Genomic DNA, 15382 nt, shown 5'->3' on the forward strand with positions numbered 1-15382 from the left:
TGCAAGTACCGAGTCTCGGGACTTTCACGCAGCAGCGCCGGCACCAGAATCGGCTACGCTTGCCGCCGCTGCCACCACCCAACTCTCTGCTGCCCCGTTGACATGTCCCCTCTCGCCGCGCCCCAACTCAGTCGTCATCTGGTCGACAACCCCAATCTCGGTGCCTGGTTGGAGGAATGCGCCGAAGTGTCCTTGGTGCTGGCGATTGCACCGGCCGGCTTCGGCAAAACCACCGCCATGCTGTGCCTGCATGAGCGCCTGCGGGCCAAGGGCTTTGCCACCGCCTGGCTGCAGCTGAGCGCAGACGACAACCATGTCGAGCGCCTGTGTGCGCTCTTGCAATCTGCGCTGCCCAGCAGCAGCGCTGCCGACGGCCGACCGGGCGAGCCGGCGCCGAATTTGATGGATGCGCGCTACACCGGCTCGCGCCTGGGTCAAGACGTGCTCGACGCGATTGCGGCGATCCAGCAGCCGACCGCTATTTTTCTGGACGACTTTGACCATTTGCGCGAGGCGCGTGCGGTTGACCTGATGCAGCGTTTGATAGAGCGCCTGCCCGCCCATTGCAAGCTATTCATCACCGCCCGCAACGCGCCGCTGCTGCGCCTGTACAAGCTCAAGGCGCAAGGGCGGCTGCTGCAGATCGGCATGGCCGAGCTGAGTTTCGATCTCGAGCAGGCCGAGCTGTTTTTGAACCAACGCCATCAGCTGCAGCTCGACGCGCCCAGCGTGCGCCGCCTGCTGCACGCCACCGAGGGCTGGCCGGCCGGCCTGCAGCTGGCCGCACTGGCGCTCAAAGGGCGTGGCGACAAACCCGGCTTCATCGAGAATTTCTGCGAGCAGACCGCCGACATTGGCCGTTACCTCTACGAAGAGGTGTTCTGGGATCAGTCCGAAGAGATCAAGACCTTTTTGCTGCGCACCAGCTTCGTCAAGCAGCTCGGGCCCGGCATCTGCAATGCCGTGGGCCAGATTGCCAATGCGGCCACGCTCTTGCGCCAGCTGGAGGCGCAGAGTCTGTTCGTGCTGCGCATGGGCGCGGCCGGCACCGAGTTCCGCTACCACCCGCTGTTTGCCGAGTTCTTGCAGCGCAAGCTGCGCGAGGACTACCCCGAATGGCTGGCCGATCTGCACCAGCGCGCGGCCGACTGGTTTTTGCAAACCGGCGACGCCGACGCCGCGATCGAACATGCGCTGAATGCGGGCAACCACAGCCAGGCCTGCGACATCTTGACCGGCTACATCTGGCAGGCCTTGGCACGCGGCCACATCAGCAGCTGCAGGCATTGGCTGGGCCAGATACCCCAGGCCGTGCTGCAAGCTCATCCGAACCTGCAGGTCGCGCTGTGCTGGATTTATATCTTCAGCTACCAGTACAGCCAGGCCGGCCAATTGGCCGAGCAGTTGCGGCAAGTGCCTGCCGTGCAGAGCATGGCCGAGTACCGGATGCTGGGGCCACTGTCCCTGGTCCTGATGGACCGGCTGGGTGAATGCGAGCAGGCGCTCAAGCAGTATCAAGACCTGACCCTGAGCGGCCTCAGCGAGGCGACGTTTCGCAGCATCCACGCCTATGTCGACCTCTGCTCGCACCGCTTCGACGCGGCCTTGGAGAGTTCCGGCCGGGGCCTGGCGCTGTTCAAGCGCATAGGCAGCGTCTACGGCACCACTTTCAGCTACGGCATCAGCACCTACACCTTGCTGGCCCAGGGCCGCGCGCTGGAAGTGGTGGCCCAGCTGGAGCCGGCGCTGGCCGAGCTGAGCCGCCTCAGCGGCCGCCACAGCGCCAGCACCGCTTACGTGGGCGTTTACCTGGCCGGTGCGCTGTATGAGCTGGGCGAATTTGAGCGGGCAGAAAGTTTGGCGCGCGAATACCTGGACCTCTCGGCCGAGCTGGTGTTTCTGGACGCCATCGTCATCACGCACCGGATCTTGTCGCGCGCGCTGTGCCGGGCCGGCCAATATGCCGAAGCCGCGGCGCTGATCCATGCCGGCATCGAGTTGGGCCGCTCGCTTGGCCTGACGCGCATCGTGGCACCGATGCGGCTGGAGCAGCAGTACCAGGTGCTGCATCAGTTCGACCATGGCCACCCGATGGCGCCCGAACGCCTGAGCCTGCTGCCGGCGGCCTGGGACTTTGCCGCCGACCGCATGACGCCCATCAATGATGTGGAGGACCAGGCCTTGGCCGGCCTGCGCCTGGGCCTGCGCGAGGGCCGCGCCGAGCAGGTGCTGGAGGCTTGCTCGGTCAAACGCTTGAAGGCCAGAAGCCTGGGCCGGCGCCGGCGCCAGATCAAACTCGGGCTTTTGCAGGCTCAGGCCTTGCAGCGCCTAGGCCGCGACAGCGAGGCCCTGGCCCTGCTCAGCGAGCTGCTCTTGAGCGAGGCCGAGTTGGGCCTGCGCGCCAGCTATCTGGAGGAAGGGCCGCAGTTGGTGAGCATGTTGGAGGCGCTGCGCATCGGCGCCGCGCCGCGTTTGCTGGCGGTGCTGGAGCGGGTGCTTGGGAAGAATTTGCTGCAGGAGCTGAGCATGGCGGAAGCGCCCGCCGCCGAGCCTCTGATAGCCCTGGCCCAAATTCATACCGCCATGGTCACGGCGACGACAACGCCAACAGCGCCGATAGCTCCGCGAAGCGAATGCGCTTTGTCGCCGCGTGAACTGCAAATCCTGCAATGTCTGTCGGCCGGCATGCCCAATAAGCAGATAGCCAACAGCTTGCAGATTTCCGAGCCGACGGTGAAGTTCCATCTGCGCAACGTCAACCACAAGCTGGATGCGCGCAACCGCACGCATGCCGTGTTCATCGCGCGCGAGCGCGGCTGGGTCAGCTAAGCGGCTGAAAACTCTCTACTGCGCGGCCGCCAGCCGTCGTTGGCCGGCGTAATTACAAAGCTGCAGCCAGGTCCGCAAACAGGGGCCGCGCGGCCGCATCGGCCTGCACGCAAGCCGCTTGCAGCCGATGCAGATCGGGCGCCGCATCCGGGCAGCGAGTCAACCACTCCTCGAGCAGGTGGCCAAAAGCCAAGACCTCCAGCCGCTCAAAGCGCTGGCGCTCGGCCCCGCTGAGATGTTCGGGCAGCAAGCTGGCGGCGCCAAAGTCACCGAGGTGGACCCCACCCCGGCCGTCCCAGAGCAGATTGTGGGCATAGAGGTCGCCATGCGAGATGCCGCGCCCATGCAAGTGGCGGGCCGCATCGACGACACCGCGTGCCATCTGCCGCAGGACTTCTTCGCCCATCTGCAGCGAAGCCGGGCAAACATCGCGGGTACATGAGCTCAGGCTGGGCGGGCCGGCCAGGGTAATGAACTCGGGGCCGATGCGCGGCATCACCAAGCCCTCGGCACCTTGCGGATGGCTAAGCAAGCGCGCGCTGGCTGCTATCAGATGCGGGTGCAGGCCGGCGGCCAGACTGGCCGCCCATTCGCTGTGTGGCCAGCCGTCGCTGGTGACCTCGCCCTTGAAGACCTTGACGGCCAATTCACGTTCATGTGCCGGCCCGGCCGGCCAATGCGCCGCATGAATCACGCCGGACGCGCCCTGGCCCAGCAGCGCCCCCATTTGCAGCGCCGCCCAGTCGAGATCGGGCAGTGTTGACTGCTCAAGCACATGAGACTCGCGTTGCGAGCCCCAAGGGTTGCCGCCCACCGCCAACCAGGCCAAATTGGGCAAGTCCAGCAGCCAGGGCGGGATGTGCTCGAAGCGATTGGCCGACATCCGCAAGAGGCCCAAGGCGCGGCATTGCGCCATCGACTCGGGCAAGTGACTCAGTTGATTGCCCGCCAGCGCCAGTTTTTGCAGTTGCCCCCGCTCGCCCAGCTCGGCCGGGAGTTCGCTCAGATGGTTGTCGGTCAAGATCAACCAGCGCAGCTGCGCCGGCAGAGAAGCCGCGGGCAGGCGGGTCAGCTGATTGGACTTGAAGCCGACCATGCTCAAGGCCGCGCAGGCGCCCAGCACCTCGGGCACCTCGGTGAAGCGGTTCTCCGCGCAGAAGATCACCTTGAGCTTGTGCAGGCGGGGCAGATCGTCTGGCAGGCTGCTGAGCGCGTTGCCACTTAGATTGAGCACCTCCAGGCTGTCGGCCAGGGCGAAGACTTCGGGCGGCAGTTCGGTCAGGCCGCAAGACAAATCAAGTCGGGTGATGCCCGCGAGTTCGCCGTTGCGTAATTGGGCCAGGGTGTGCATGGGTGGGCGAGCAAGAAAAGCGTGGAAGGGCCGGATTGTCGCGCCTGACCCGGCCCTTGAATCCGCCGCGAACCCATCCCTTCGGATAGCTAGCACTATCCCTTGGGCTAGCCCCTACCTAGACGGATGGACGGCGACAAGGGGCAGGCCGCCGCCTAGAGTGCGGGCTCCGCCCTATGGAGCCCCATGCCGCCATGCACAACGCCAGTCCCCTCGCCTCCTTGCTGCAGCGCCAAGATGCGGCCGCAGCCACGCCGCGAGCGCCCGAGCCCAAGCCGGCAGGCGCGGCAGGGCTGACGAACAGCTGGCACAAGGCGATGGCGCAGGCCTTTGCCGGGCGGGGTCTGTGCTTGCAGAGCCTGCTCGACCAACAAGGCCTGGACCCCGCCGAGCCTGACCCCAGGGTCTTGTCAGACGCCTACAGCGGCGCCTGGGAATTGGCGGCCGCGCGCACCGGCGACGCCGCGATTGGCCTGAGCGTGCCGGCTCATCCGCTGGTGGCGCTGGGCCTGCTGTCGCACTTGGTGCTGGCCGCGCATGACCTGGGCGAAGCGCTGCAATACATCTTGCGGTTTTCGGCGCTCTTATCGCCGGCGGTCTGCATGGAGCTGGACCAAGCAGCTGGCCAAGCCCGGCTGCGCGTAGACATACTCAAGGGGCTGCGGCCCACGCCGCTACAGCGCTATGACTTCATCGCCAATGTGGTCTTGCAGTCGCTGAACTGGGCGACCGCCCGGCGAGTGCGCCCGCTCAGCATCAGCTACCCCTTTGCAGCACCGCCGGATCTGGGGCGCTGGATCGAGGTCTTCGGCTGCGAACTTGAGTTCAATGCCGAACACTTCTGCATCGTCTTTGACAGCGCCGATCTGAGCACCCCCATCCCCACGGCCAATGCCAGCGTTGCGGCGCTGTGCGAGCGCAGCGCAGCCCAAGCCATGATGCAGCGCGGCGGCAGCATACAGGTGCGCGTGCGGCAACTGCTGACGCAGGAACTGCCCAAGGGCGACCCCAAACGCGAGGCCATTGCCACCTTGCTGCACATGAGCGAGCGCACGCTGCAGCGCCGACTGCTGGAGGAGAGCACCAGCTTCAACAAGCTGTTGGACGAAACCCGGCGCGAGCTGGCTGCGCGCTATTTAAGTCGCGGCAGCATCACCGCCACCGAGATGAGCTTCGCCCTGGGCTTTGCCGACCCGAGCAATTTCTACCGCGCCTGCAAGCGCTGGTTTGGGCAGTCGCCCAGCCATCTTCGCAGCCTGGCCTGAGCCGTGGCCATAACTTTCTATCAGGACAGCATAGAAACCCTGTCATGGTTCCTACTCCCCACCGAACGGAGGGCGCGCAAGGCCAAGAGCTTGGCTCGCAAAGTCACTGGTTTTTGCCAACTAATCCGCATCATTCGTCCACGCCGCTGACAACTCGGCGCAGCCAGGGAGCCCACAAGCACCCGCGCTGCAAAGGGCCAAACCCGTGACTGAAGACTGCGGGCGGCGCGTGCAAGAGACTGTTTCAAATAGCTTTATTTATTCAATCAACTAGTCAATTCTGGAGATATTCAAATGAACGCATTCAAACTTTCCGCCGTCGCAGCCCTGCTCGCCGCCTCCCTGTCGGCTTCCGCCATGACCGCTATTGACGACGGCGCGCTGGCGCAAGTCAGCGGCCAGGACGGTGTGTCTATCGCCGGTGACCTGAACATCAATATCGGTTCGTTCAAATACACCGACACCGACACAAACGGTTCGGTCTCCTTCAACAACATCGGCATCAAGGGCATGTTCGTGATGACGCTGGACATCCTGAACAAGAGCGCCTTCGTCAGCAATGTGGCTGACTCCATTGCTACCCACATGGGCTTCAACCAAGCCGATGCCGACAGCGGCAAGTCATTGGCAGCCGGCGTTCCTCCAGGTGCAGGCACCACCGCAGGTGGCGTTGCAGTCGCTGGCCAATTGGGCAAGCTGACTTCGGCAACTTTTGACACTTTCGGCGCAGCCACCGGCGCGGCCATCTATGACGGCGCCAGCGACATCGTTCAGTTCGCCTTCCCTAACGCCAAGCTGGATTCCAAGCTGAGCCCAAGCGTCACCGTCGCCGGCATCACCCTGGGCAATAGCGTGGGCAACAAGTCCTTCGGCAGCATCGCCATCAACAACATGGACCTGCAAGGTTCCAAGTTCTGGATCTGGGCACATTGAGCCAAGGTTTGATTTGAACCCTTGAGCGCAAGTCTCGGCCCGGCGTCCTTTGCCGGGCCGATTTCTTCTGCGCCACCAGCTTCTTGCTAACAACTCATTCACATGCAACGTCTCTATCTGCTGATGCTCGCCGCATTCGCCCTGCTCTTGTTGAGCAGCGCGGCGCGAGCCATGAGCAGCATGGACGATGCAGACCTGGCCGATGTGCATGGCCGCGACGGCGTCACGCTGGCGGCCGACCTGGACATCAGAATAGGCTCCTTCAGCTACAGCAACAAAAGTGCCGGCAACCCCGACGGCGGCAGCATCTCCTTCAACAACATCACCCTGCGCGGCATGTTCGTGATGACGGTGGACCTGTTGAACTCGGCCAGCTTCACCGCGACCATGAGCAACGCAATGGCCGCCTACGGCGCCGATGGCACGGCCGGCATCAGCCGCCTGCTGAGCAGCGGCACCTACGACGGCCACAGCGATGTGATCCAGTTCGCGCTGCCGAACGCCGGGCTGGACCACAGACTGAGCCCCAGCCTGGCCATTGCGTCGGTGACCATGGGCAATAGCAGCGCCTCCTTCGGCAGCTTTGCCTTCACCAATATCGATCTGCAAGGCTCGAAAATCTGGATGTGGGCGCGATGATGAAGAGCATCCGGACCGCTAGCTTTCGAAGTTTGCTGCTCTGCCTGACGTTGCTCGGCAGCGCCGCCGTGCAAGCCCAACAAAGCCAGATGGCGCCGCTGCCGGACGCCGAGCTGGCCCGCGTCTGGGGTCAGGCAATGGTCGCGATCAGCAACACCAGCTTGAACGGCCTGGACTTCTCGCGCCTGACACTGAATGCCGACCTGAAGCTGAGCGCCAATTTTTCCAATCTGCGCTTGGGCGAATACAACTATGCCGCGCGCAATGGCAGCGGCGCTGATATCGACATCAGCCGGCTGCAGTTTGGCCGCAGCGATCTGTTTGAAGCGCAGCGCACCGTCGCCCTGAGCAACCCTTTCTTCGAGTTGGTCTACCGTCCAGCCAGCGGCGCCGGCGAGCGCGAGATTGTCGGCATGCGCCTCGGATTTGAGGGCGTCAGCGGTGCCTTCGGTCTGGTGGCCAAAAACATCAGCGGCTCGCTCGCGATTGCCGACAGCCAAAGCGCAAACGTCCTCGACTCTCGCCAAGACCCCTTGGGCGGCAAGCGCTGGGACGGCGGCAATTGCGGCGCCGCCGCCTGCCCCTTCAGCCTGGCCCAGATCGGCAGCCTGCAGGCGGGAGATGCGGCCGGGCCGAGCCGAGATCTGTTTCTGGCGGTGCTGAAAAGCGCGGTGCAGTTCCCGGCGGCCGTGGCCGGCATGGCCGCGCCCGATCCGGCGCAGGCAGGCATCTGGATGAATTGGCGCGACAAGCTCAGCGCCGGCAATCTGAACGCGGTCCTGCCGCCTAACTTGCCACCCGTCCTTCCACCGCTAATGACCAAGCCCGGCGGCGGCTGAAGACCATGCTGCGCCCCAACTGTCTTAAAAACATCAGAGCCTTGCAGGCTCTGTTGGCGCTTGTGGGCTGCACCTTGAGTTGGGCCGCATTGGCGCTAACGCCGATTTCCGATGAAGACTTGGCCCGCGTCCAAGGCCGCGACGGCTTTGCCTTCAATCTGCGCGGCTTTGCACTGCAAGGCCCGCTGACGCTGCGACTGGGCGCGGCGGATGGATCCGGCCTGGCGCTGTCCAACTTTGCGCTGTCACGCTCGGACGATCTCGCCGCCACCTTCTCCGACCCCTATCAGCTGAGCCTGATCAAGGGCCCAAGCGGCATGCCAGACCGCGTGATCTTGAGCGAGCCGCTCAATCTCAACAGCGCATTGCGCTGGCAGTTTGCCGCCGACCTGAGCTTGATCGACAAGAGCAGCAGCGCGGCGCCAAGCAGCTTCAACGCCGGCGCGCTCGTACTGCAAGACCTGCGCAGCTTTGGCGGCACGCTGAGCCTGGCGCCCAGCGCCGACCCGAATGAGCAGGGCATTGCCTTCGGCCTGGGTCTGCGACTGGATGTGGGCGCCCTGCTGCTGCGCCCGCGTGGGCGCGCCGACACGGCATTGTTTGACAGCCCCGGCGCAGCCGAGCAATTCAGCCTGCGCGGCATTCATCTGGCTGCCGCGACAGCCGACGGGCAGCTCGGCAACAGCCTCTGGCGCCTGGCCGATCTGGACCGCCAGCCGCTGCTGCTGAACGCAGTCAGCAGCCCCGAGGGTGGCGGCTTTCTGCATCTGAACCTGGCCTGGCCGAGCCAGGGTCAGGCGCCGGCCGGCAGCTTGGCTATCGACAACATCGCCTTCAAAAGCGATGTCGGGCCTAGCCTTGATCTGGGCAGCAGTCGCATCGGCAGCATGCAGATCCAGTACCTCGATGTGCGCTTGAAGACGGGGCCCTGATCCATGCATCGCAGTCGCACCATGGCCCCCGCCTTGCTGGCCATTTTCTTGTTGTTGCCCTCAGCGGCGCAGGCTGCCAATGCCCTGTCCGACGAAGAACTGGGCAGTGTGGCGGGGCGCGGCGGCATTGTCTTGAACGCGCATCTGGAGCTCAACACAGCGGCCACGTCCGACAACCGCGTCAGCCTCGGCTTTCGGGTCGCCGGCAACACCAGCTATTTGCTGCTGCACAAGCTCAGCGGCACGCTGGATTTGCTCGGCCTGACGCTGCAGGCAGTAGCCGGGCCGGCGGAGATCGGCGACGTGATTCAGCTGACGCTGCCGACCTTTGTGGGCTTCAAGGATTTCGGCGTCAAGGCGATCGGCGTGCAGAGCGATCCCTTGGCCCCGATCGCAGCCAGCCTCGGGCAGATCCAGCTGAACGGCAGCGTGCAAATGCAGGGTCAGGTCTTGCTCTGGGCCAAGTGATGTTGAAACCTTTGGGGACCTTCTGATATGTGGATGATTTTGCTCGGCGCAGTGGCGGCGCTGATTGGCGGCGCGACGGTCAACACCCAGCACCCCTTCCAGGACATGCCGGAGAACCAGTTCGAGCTGCCCATGACTCAGGTGGGCGGCGGCGTGGCGCCGCTGTCGGTGCGGATCGAACCGCTTTCGGAGATCAAGTTCCGCAACATCGTCCACCAGGCCTATGACTACAGCTGCGGCTCGGCCGCGCTGGTGACCGTCATCAACAACTACCTCGGAATTCAGGTCAACGAGCAGCAAGCGATGGAAGGCATGTTGGCCTTCGGCGAGCGCGACAAAATCATCGAGCGGCGCGGCTTCTCGCTGCTGGACATGAAGCGCTATGTGATCAGCCTGGGCGCCGAGGGCGCCGGCTTTCGCGCCTCGATGAAGGATCTGGCCGAGCTGACGCAACCGGCCATCGTGCCGATCGACTATGCCGGCTTCAAACATTTTGTGGTGTTTCGCGGCATCCGCGGTGGGCGGGTCTTTCTGGCCGACCCGGCCATGGGCCACATCGTCTTCTCGACCCAGGAGTTCGAGGAACTCTGGGACCGTAACACGCTATTTCTGCTGACACCGGGCAAAGCCCAGGGCCAGAAAACCCTTTCCCTGCTGGCGATTGGCGACGAAGAGCTGGGCGTCATCGACGACGACCTGGTGCGCCGCCACGCCAACCTTCCCCTGCCGGACAACAGCGAAGCCTTGCGCAACGCAGTCCAAGCCAACTTTGGCATTTTCAATCTCCGACGCTGACCATGAAATCCCTGCTGATCCTCTCCACTGCCCTGCTGTTCGCCGCTAGCTCCCAAGCCCAAAGTACCGAGAAAGCTGCCGCCCCCAGCAAAGATGCCGCCCGCGAGGCCTTGGCCAAGCAAGACGGCGACAGTGACCAAACCGCCATCCTCAAGGCCGCACTGAGCGCCCAAGACAAGCAGTATTCGCTGATCCGCAAGGGCAAGATGGCCCTGACCTATGACTTCGGCTACGCCTATATCGGCGCGCAGCAAATCAATGCCCGCTTCGCCGACTCGACGCTGACCCTGTTCAATATCCAGAACACCCGCTCGCACACCGTCACCAACAGCTTCTCGGCCGACTACGGCCTGCGCGACAACATGACGGCCAATGTCGTCGTACCCCTGGTCAGCAAATTCTCCGAGTCGGAGACTTTTTCCGGCATGAGCAATGGCTTTGGCGACATCAGCCTAGGTATGCGCTGGCAGCCGCTGGCCCTGAGCCGCGACATGCCCTCCTTCACCACCTCGACCACCCTGCGCCTGCCGACCGGGCGCAGCCCCTTCAAGGTGACGGCCGGCCAGGGCTTGAGCACCGGCTCGGGCTACACCGCACTGAGCTTGGGCGCCAACACCTCCAAGGTGATGGACCCGGTCGCCCTGTTCGGCTCGGTCTCGCTGACGCTGGGCGCGCCGGTGCGCCATCTGAGTCAGAAGTTGAACGACAACGCCACGCTGACCGGCGTCGACCCCGGCGCCAGCTTCGGCTTCGGTATGGGCTTTGCCTATGCGCTGTCCTACAAGGTTTCGACCACGGTCTCCTTCCAGGAAACGATCTCGGCCAAGACCCGGCTGATCCTGGCCGACGGCAAAACCAGCCAGACCTCGACCCAGACCTCGGGCCTGCTGAGCTTAGGCCTGGGCGTGCGGGCCGCGCCGCAGACAACCTTCAATGTGTCGGTCGGGGTCGGCCTGGGGCCGGATGCGCCGGCCTTCACCCTGGGGCTCAATATCCCGCTGAACTTCTGAGGCAAGCATGAGCTCTTTTGCAGTGGGCCACCGCCGGCCCGCGCGCCTCGTTGCGGCCGGTTTGGGCTGGGCCCTGCTGGGACTGGCACCGGCGCAGGCCGCCTTGACCGACAACCTCGGCGCCAGCGTCGTCGCCATGTCGCTGGGCAATGCGGTGGTGGCCGACCCACCGGGCATTGACGCCATCCATTTCAACCCGGCCGGTCTGACCCGGATCAAGCACGACCGCAAACAGGATTCGATCTTCGGCGCCAGCATCAAGCCCTATGCGAGCTTTCATCAGCCCGAAGGCTTTGATATTGGTGGCTTCAAGGAAGACCCGCTCAACAACACCCACACCGGTGACAACGTGCGCAGCTCGCTCTTCCTGCCCATCTACGGCCCGGTGCCCGTGCCCATGCCCAGCGCGATCGGCGCCGGCCTGGGCCTGGCCTTTCACGAGGCCGACTCGAAATGGACCTTCGGCACCGCCTCATATGTGCCGATGGCGGTGGGCATTGACCGCACCAAGGACCCCAATGACCCGGCCCGCTTCGATGGCCGCAAGGTGGTGATGCAGCGTCTGGTCTATTTGTCGCCAACCGCCGCCTACAAGTTCAGCGATTCCCTGAGCTTCGGCCTGGGTGTGCCGATCGCGCACCAGGGCTTCGCCTTGAACACCGATATGCGCATGCCTAACGAGTTACTCGGCACCATAGGCAAGCTGCAGGATGCCTGGTGTGGCGACAACGGCAACCCGCTGGACGCGCTGGCCTTTGGCCTGTGCGGTGGCGGCAAGGAGGGGCGTGTGCGGCCGTTTGGCAAGGCCGGCAATATGGACTTCGAGCTGACGGCGCCGGTTGACCCCACGCTCAATATCGGCATGTTGTGGGAACCCAAGGACTGGTTCGCTTTTGGCGCCAGCTACCAGTTCGGCTCCAAGACCGCGATGACGGGGCGTTTCACTTTCAGCGCCGAACCCATGCTGCGCAAATTCGTCGAGGGCATGTATGCCAGTCTGCAAGGCCCCATCATGGCCGCCACCTTCGGCATGCCGACCTCCATTCCCGAGGTGCAAAGCGGCAATGTGACCCTGGTGCTCCCCTTCCCCGAACATGCGCAGGTCGGCATCAAGGTCAAGCCGCTGTCCTTCTTGCAGTTCAATATCGATGCGAACTGGACCAACTGGAAACGCTGGGACAAGATGACCTTCCAGTTCGACCAACAGATCGCCTTGCTGCAAATGGCGCGCCTGTTCGGTCAGGCCGACGCCAGCAAGCTGATCATTCCCCGCGACTACAAAAGCCCGGTGCACTTTGGCTACGGCATGGAGTTGAGCGTGGGCAAAAGCATCGTCGTTCGCGCCGGCTACGAGCCGCGCAAGAGTTCGATCCCGCGCTCGGCGCTGGATCTGATCGCGCCGATGCCGGATCTGGTCGTGCAAAGCCTGGGTCTGGGCTACACGACCAAGGGCGGCACCCGCTTCGACCTGGCAGCCAGCTATGCGCATGGCAAGTTCGACCTGCCGGCCAACACCAGTTGCAAGCTCAATTGCAACAACTTCTTCAACGTGATCTACAACCCCTATGCCGGCCTGGACATCAACGGCGGCATCCGCATCCGCTATGCCGGCGTGACGATGTCCCATGATTTTTAAGCCGCTCTTGCCTCTTGCTTCCCAATGAAAACTCTCTACAAAATGACTCGCCTGACCGCCCTCACAGCCCTCACCTTGAGCGCCAGCCTGCTGTGCAGCGCCGTACAGGCTCAGACCCAAACGCTAGCCAGCGCCGACAGCCGCCAAGCCTTGGTCGACAAATTGTTGTCGCTTTGGCATGTCGACGATGTCGCGGTGGTGATGGTGCAGCGCCCGGCCGCCAGCGCCATGGAGCAGGCCCGCATCGCGCTGCAGGGTCGCGTCAGCGCCGACAAGCGCGACCGCACGCTCAAGGACATCAGCACCGATGTGCAGACCTATGTTGATGAAGCCACCCCCTTGGCGCGCCAGAGCGCGCAGCGCTTGCTCAAACCAACACTGAGCCCCTTGCTGCTGCAGCACTTCAATGACGAGGAGTTGCGCCAGATCATCGCGCTGCTGGAGTCGCCGGTGAAGAAGAAGTTCGAGAAACTGGCCCCCGAGCTTGAGCGCACGCTGGGTGAAAAAGTCGCCGAAGACAGTGGCTCTGCCATCAACCCCAAACTGCAAACGATGACGCAAGCGGTAGGGCTGAAGCTGCGGGCGGCCTCAATCGCACCTTGACCGGCCATCAAGACAACTGTCTTTGTCAAAGGACATTTGTCTTATGATGCGCCGATGGACTCCAAAAAAGAGCAGCTGCTGCAGCTTGTTCAACACAACCCCTTCATCAGCCAACAAGACCTGGCCGAGCGCCTGAGCTTGTCGCGCTCGGCGGTAGCCGGCCATATTGCAGCGCTGACGCGCGAACGGCGCATCCTCGGCCGCGCCTATGTCTTGCCGCAGCGAAGGCCCCTTGTCTGCATAGGCGGCAGCAATATCGACCGCAAGCTGCGCAGCCAGGCCTCCATCCAGATGGGCAACTCCAACCCGGCAGTCTCAAGCGAGAGTCCCGGCGGCGTGGCGCGCAATGTGGCCGAGAACCTGGCCCGGCTGGGCATGCCCGTGCATCTGCTCAGCGCCTTTGGCGAGGACGCAGCCGGGCGCTCGCTACTGGCGCAGGCCGCGAGTTTGGGCGTGGACAGCAGCGCCAGCCTGATCACGGCCGACGCCCCGACCGGCAGCTACACAGCGGTACTCAACCCGGACGGCAGCCTGGCCCTGGGCCTGGCGCAAATGGATTTGTGCGAGCGCATGACACCGGACTTCCTTGACCAATGCGCGGCGCAACGCGCACCAGCAAGTCTGATCCTGATCGACCTCAACCTGCCCGCCGACAGCATTCAACAACTGCTGCTAGAGGCGCAAGCCGAGGGCAGCGCGCCCTTGATCGCAGTGGCGGTGTCGGCACCCAAGATGGCGCGACTGCCCCTTGACTTGCGCGGCTTGAGCCTGCTGATGCTGAACCGCGATGAGCTCTCGGCCTGCGCTGGCATGGCCATCGACAGTGACGCCGATCTCGAACTGGCTCATCAAGGCCTCAGCGCGCGTGGCCTGCAGCGATTGATCGTCACGCAAGGCGCCGATGCGATCTGGTTTGGCGCGGCCGGCGCGGCCTTGAAATCCCTCAAACCCAAGCGCGCCAAGGTGGTCGACGTGACCGGCGCCGGTGACGCTTTCGCCGCCGGGGTCTGCGCGGGCTTGGGCCAAGCGCCCGATGACTTGGCTGCTGCATGCCGACTAGGTATGAGCTTAGCCCGGCTGACCCTGCAATCCGAACACACCGTCTCGCCCGAACTCAGCCCTGCGCTTCTCTCACTGCAAAACTAGGCCCTATGAACAACGCTTCCGTATTCCTGAGCTTCTCAGCCGAGGTGGCCGCCGCCCGCGCCGCCGGGGCGCCCATCGTGGCACTGGAGAGCACCATCATTTCGCACGGCATGCCTTACCCGCAGAATGTGCAGACCGCACGCGAGGTCGAGGCCCTCATCCGCGCCGGCGGCGCCGTGCCGGCCACCATCGCAGTGCTGGAGGGCAAGATCCGCATCGGCCTGTCCAACGCCGAACTGGAGCTGCTGGGCCAATCGCCCGACGCGATGAAGGTGAGTCGGCGCGACCTCCCTTACGTCTTGTCGAGCGGAAAGATCGGCGCCACCACCGTGGCCGCGACGATGATTTGCGCGGCGCTGGCCGGCATCCGCGTCTTTGTCACCGGCGGCATCGGCGGTGTGCACCGTGGCGCCGAGACCAGCTTCGACATCTCGGCCGACCTGCAGGAACTGGCACAAACATCGGTGGCGGTGGTCTGCGCCGGCGCCAAGTCAATCCTGGACATTGGCCTGACGCTGGAATACCTGGAGACGCAGGGCGTGCCGGTGCTCAGCATAGGCCAGGCCAACTTCGCCGCCTTCTACACGCCGGACAGCGGCTTCAAGGCGGACTTCCGCATTGATGCGCCGGACGAGCAGGCAGCCTTTTTGCGTACGAAATGGGCCTTGGGACTGGCGGGCGGCGTTGTGATCAGCAACCCGGTGCCGACTGACGAGGCGATGCCGCGCGAGGAGATCGAGCACATCACCGCCCAGGCCTTGCTCGAAGCCACGAGCCAAGGCATCAGCGGCAAGGCGGTCACACCGTTTTTGCTGGCCCGCATCAAGGCCTTGACCGAGGGCCGCAGCCTGGCCACCAATATCGCGCTGGTGAAAAACAATGCCAGGGCCGGCGCGCGTTTGGCTGCGGCCTTGAATCAGACCCGCTGAGCCTAGG

General features: G+C 64.1%; 14 protein-coding genes. 13 read left to right on the forward strand and 1 reads right to left on the reverse strand.

All coding sequences use genetic code 11. The annotated features are described in order from the left end of the window. Window positions 1–102 precede the first annotated feature (102 nt). Window positions 103–2829 carry a LuxR C-terminal-related transcriptional regulator gene (locus tag PRZ03_RS12455; RefSeq protein ID WP_273600591.1) on the forward strand — a complete coding sequence of 909 codons (2727 nt, stop codon included), beginning with the start codon at window positions 103–105 and terminating at the stop codon, window positions 2827–2829. A 52-nt stretch (window positions 2830–2881) separates the two neighbouring features. Here the strand turns inward: PRZ03_RS12455 and PRZ03_RS12460 are convergent, their stop codons facing one another. After that, on the reverse strand, window positions 2882–4180 hold the full coding sequence (locus PRZ03_RS12460) for a leucine-rich repeat-containing protein kinase family protein (RefSeq protein ID WP_273600592.1): 1299 nt from the start codon (window positions 4178–4180) through the stop codon (window positions 2882–2884). A 194-nt stretch (window positions 4181–4374) separates the two neighbouring features. Between PRZ03_RS12460 and PRZ03_RS12465 the strand changes: the two genes are divergently transcribed. The 12 genes from PRZ03_RS12465 (at window position 4375) to PRZ03_RS12520 (ending at window position 15375) form a co-directional block, all read left to right on the forward strand. Then, entirely contained in the window at window positions 4375–5445 is a 1071-nt protein-coding gene (locus tag PRZ03_RS12465; protein ID WP_263532343.1) for an AraC family transcriptional regulator, read from the forward strand. A gap of 294 nt (window positions 5446–5739) precedes the next feature. After that, a complete protein-coding gene (locus PRZ03_RS12470) occupies window positions 5740–6378 on the forward strand; it encodes a DUF6160 family protein (protein WP_273600593.1) in 639 nt (212 codons plus the stop codon). A 102-nt stretch (window positions 6379–6480) separates the two neighbouring features. Continuing rightward, a complete protein-coding gene (locus PRZ03_RS12475) occupies window positions 6481–7017 on the forward strand; it encodes a DUF6160 family protein (protein ID WP_263532345.1) in 537 nt (178 codons plus the stop codon). Further along, complete coding sequence (locus tag PRZ03_RS12480) at window positions 7014–7856, forward strand: hypothetical protein (RefSeq protein WP_273600594.1); 843 nt, start codon at window positions 7014–7016, stop codon at window positions 7854–7856. Before PRZ03_RS12475 ends, PRZ03_RS12480 begins: the two co-directional genes overlap by 4 nt. A gap of 5 nt (window positions 7857–7861) precedes the next feature. Continuing rightward, window positions 7862–8788: a hypothetical protein gene (locus PRZ03_RS12485; RefSeq protein WP_273600595.1), complete on the forward strand. Its 927-nt coding sequence runs from the start codon at window positions 7862–7864 to the stop codon at window positions 8786–8788. 3 nt (window positions 8789–8791) lie between these two features. Next, on the forward strand, window positions 8792–9256 hold the full coding sequence (locus PRZ03_RS12490; RefSeq protein WP_273600596.1) for a hypothetical protein: 465 nt from the start codon (window positions 8792–8794) through the stop codon (window positions 9254–9256). A 27-nt stretch (window positions 9257–9283) separates the two neighbouring features. Continuing rightward, on the forward strand, window positions 9284–10051 hold the full coding sequence (locus PRZ03_RS12495; protein ID WP_273600597.1) for a C39 family peptidase: 768 nt from the start codon (window positions 9284–9286) through the stop codon (window positions 10049–10051). Window positions 10052–10053: 2 nt separating this feature from the next. After that, entirely contained in the window at window positions 10054–11061 is a 1008-nt protein-coding gene (locus PRZ03_RS12500) for a transporter (RefSeq protein ID WP_273600598.1), read from the forward strand. 7 nt (window positions 11062–11068) lie between these two features. Further along, window positions 11069–12697: an OmpP1/FadL family transporter gene (locus PRZ03_RS12505; protein WP_263532351.1), complete on the forward strand. Its 1629-nt coding sequence runs from the start codon at window positions 11069–11071 to the stop codon at window positions 12695–12697. 42 nt (window positions 12698–12739) lie between these two features. Next, window positions 12740–13300 carry a DUF2059 domain-containing protein gene (locus tag PRZ03_RS12510; protein WP_273600599.1) on the forward strand — a complete coding sequence of 187 codons (561 nt, stop codon included), beginning with the start codon at window positions 12740–12742 and terminating at the stop codon, window positions 13298–13300. A 54-nt stretch (window positions 13301–13354) separates the two neighbouring features. Next, window positions 13355–14446 (forward strand): carbohydrate kinase, encoded by a 1092-nt coding sequence (locus PRZ03_RS12515; RefSeq protein ID WP_273600600.1) that lies wholly within the window; start codon window positions 13355–13357, stop codon window positions 14444–14446. A gap of 5 nt (window positions 14447–14451) precedes the next feature. Then, window positions 14452–15375, forward strand: coding sequence for a pseudouridine-5'-phosphate glycosidase (locus PRZ03_RS12520; protein WP_273600601.1), 924 nt, complete (start codon window positions 14452–14454; stop codon window positions 15373–15375). Window positions 15376–15382 lie beyond the last annotated feature (7 nt).

The sequence above is a fragment of the Roseateles albus genome, assembly GCF_028595345.1.
Classification (GTDB): domain Bacteria; phylum Pseudomonadota; class Gammaproteobacteria; order Burkholderiales; family Burkholderiaceae_C; genus Paucibacter_A; species Paucibacter_A albus.

What these genes read in the sequence shown, in the direction of transcription:
- PRZ03_RS12455 (WP_273600591.1), top strand. Translation starts at nt 103, where the DNA reads ATGTCCCCTCTCGCCGCGCCCCAACTCAGTCGTCATCTGGTCGACAAC.
- PRZ03_RS12460 (WP_273600592.1), bottom strand. Translation starts at nt 4,180, where the DNA reads ATGCACACCCTGGCCCAATTACGCAACGGCGAACTCGCGGGCATCACC.
- PRZ03_RS12465 (WP_263532343.1), top strand. Translation starts at nt 4,375, where the DNA reads ATGCACAACGCCAGTCCCCTCGCCTCCTTGCTGCAGCGCCAAGATGCG.
- PRZ03_RS12470 (WP_273600593.1), top strand. Translation starts at nt 5,740, where the DNA reads ATGAACGCATTCAAACTTTCCGCCGTCGCAGCCCTGCTCGCCGCCTCC.
- PRZ03_RS12475 (WP_263532345.1), top strand. Translation starts at nt 6,481, where the DNA reads ATGCAACGTCTCTATCTGCTGATGCTCGCCGCATTCGCCCTGCTCTTG.
- PRZ03_RS12480 (WP_273600594.1), top strand. Translation starts at nt 7,014, where the DNA reads ATGATGAAGAGCATCCGGACCGCTAGCTTTCGAAGTTTGCTGCTCTGC.
- PRZ03_RS12485 (WP_273600595.1), top strand. Translation starts at nt 7,862, where the DNA reads ATGCTGCGCCCCAACTGTCTTAAAAACATCAGAGCCTTGCAGGCTCTG.
- PRZ03_RS12490 (WP_273600596.1), top strand. Translation starts at nt 8,792, where the DNA reads ATGCATCGCAGTCGCACCATGGCCCCCGCCTTGCTGGCCATTTTCTTG.
- PRZ03_RS12495 (WP_273600597.1), top strand. Translation starts at nt 9,284, where the DNA reads ATGTGGATGATTTTGCTCGGCGCAGTGGCGGCGCTGATTGGCGGCGCG.
- PRZ03_RS12500 (WP_273600598.1), top strand. Translation starts at nt 10,054, where the DNA reads ATGAAATCCCTGCTGATCCTCTCCACTGCCCTGCTGTTCGCCGCTAGC.
- PRZ03_RS12505 (WP_263532351.1), top strand. Translation starts at nt 11,069, where the DNA reads ATGAGCTCTTTTGCAGTGGGCCACCGCCGGCCCGCGCGCCTCGTTGCG.
- PRZ03_RS12510 (WP_273600599.1), top strand. Translation starts at nt 12,740, where the DNA reads ATGACTCGCCTGACCGCCCTCACAGCCCTCACCTTGAGCGCCAGCCTG.
- PRZ03_RS12515 (WP_273600600.1), top strand. Translation starts at nt 13,355, where the DNA reads ATGGACTCCAAAAAAGAGCAGCTGCTGCAGCTTGTTCAACACAACCCC.
- PRZ03_RS12520 (WP_273600601.1), top strand. Translation starts at nt 14,452, where the DNA reads ATGAACAACGCTTCCGTATTCCTGAGCTTCTCAGCCGAGGTGGCCGCC.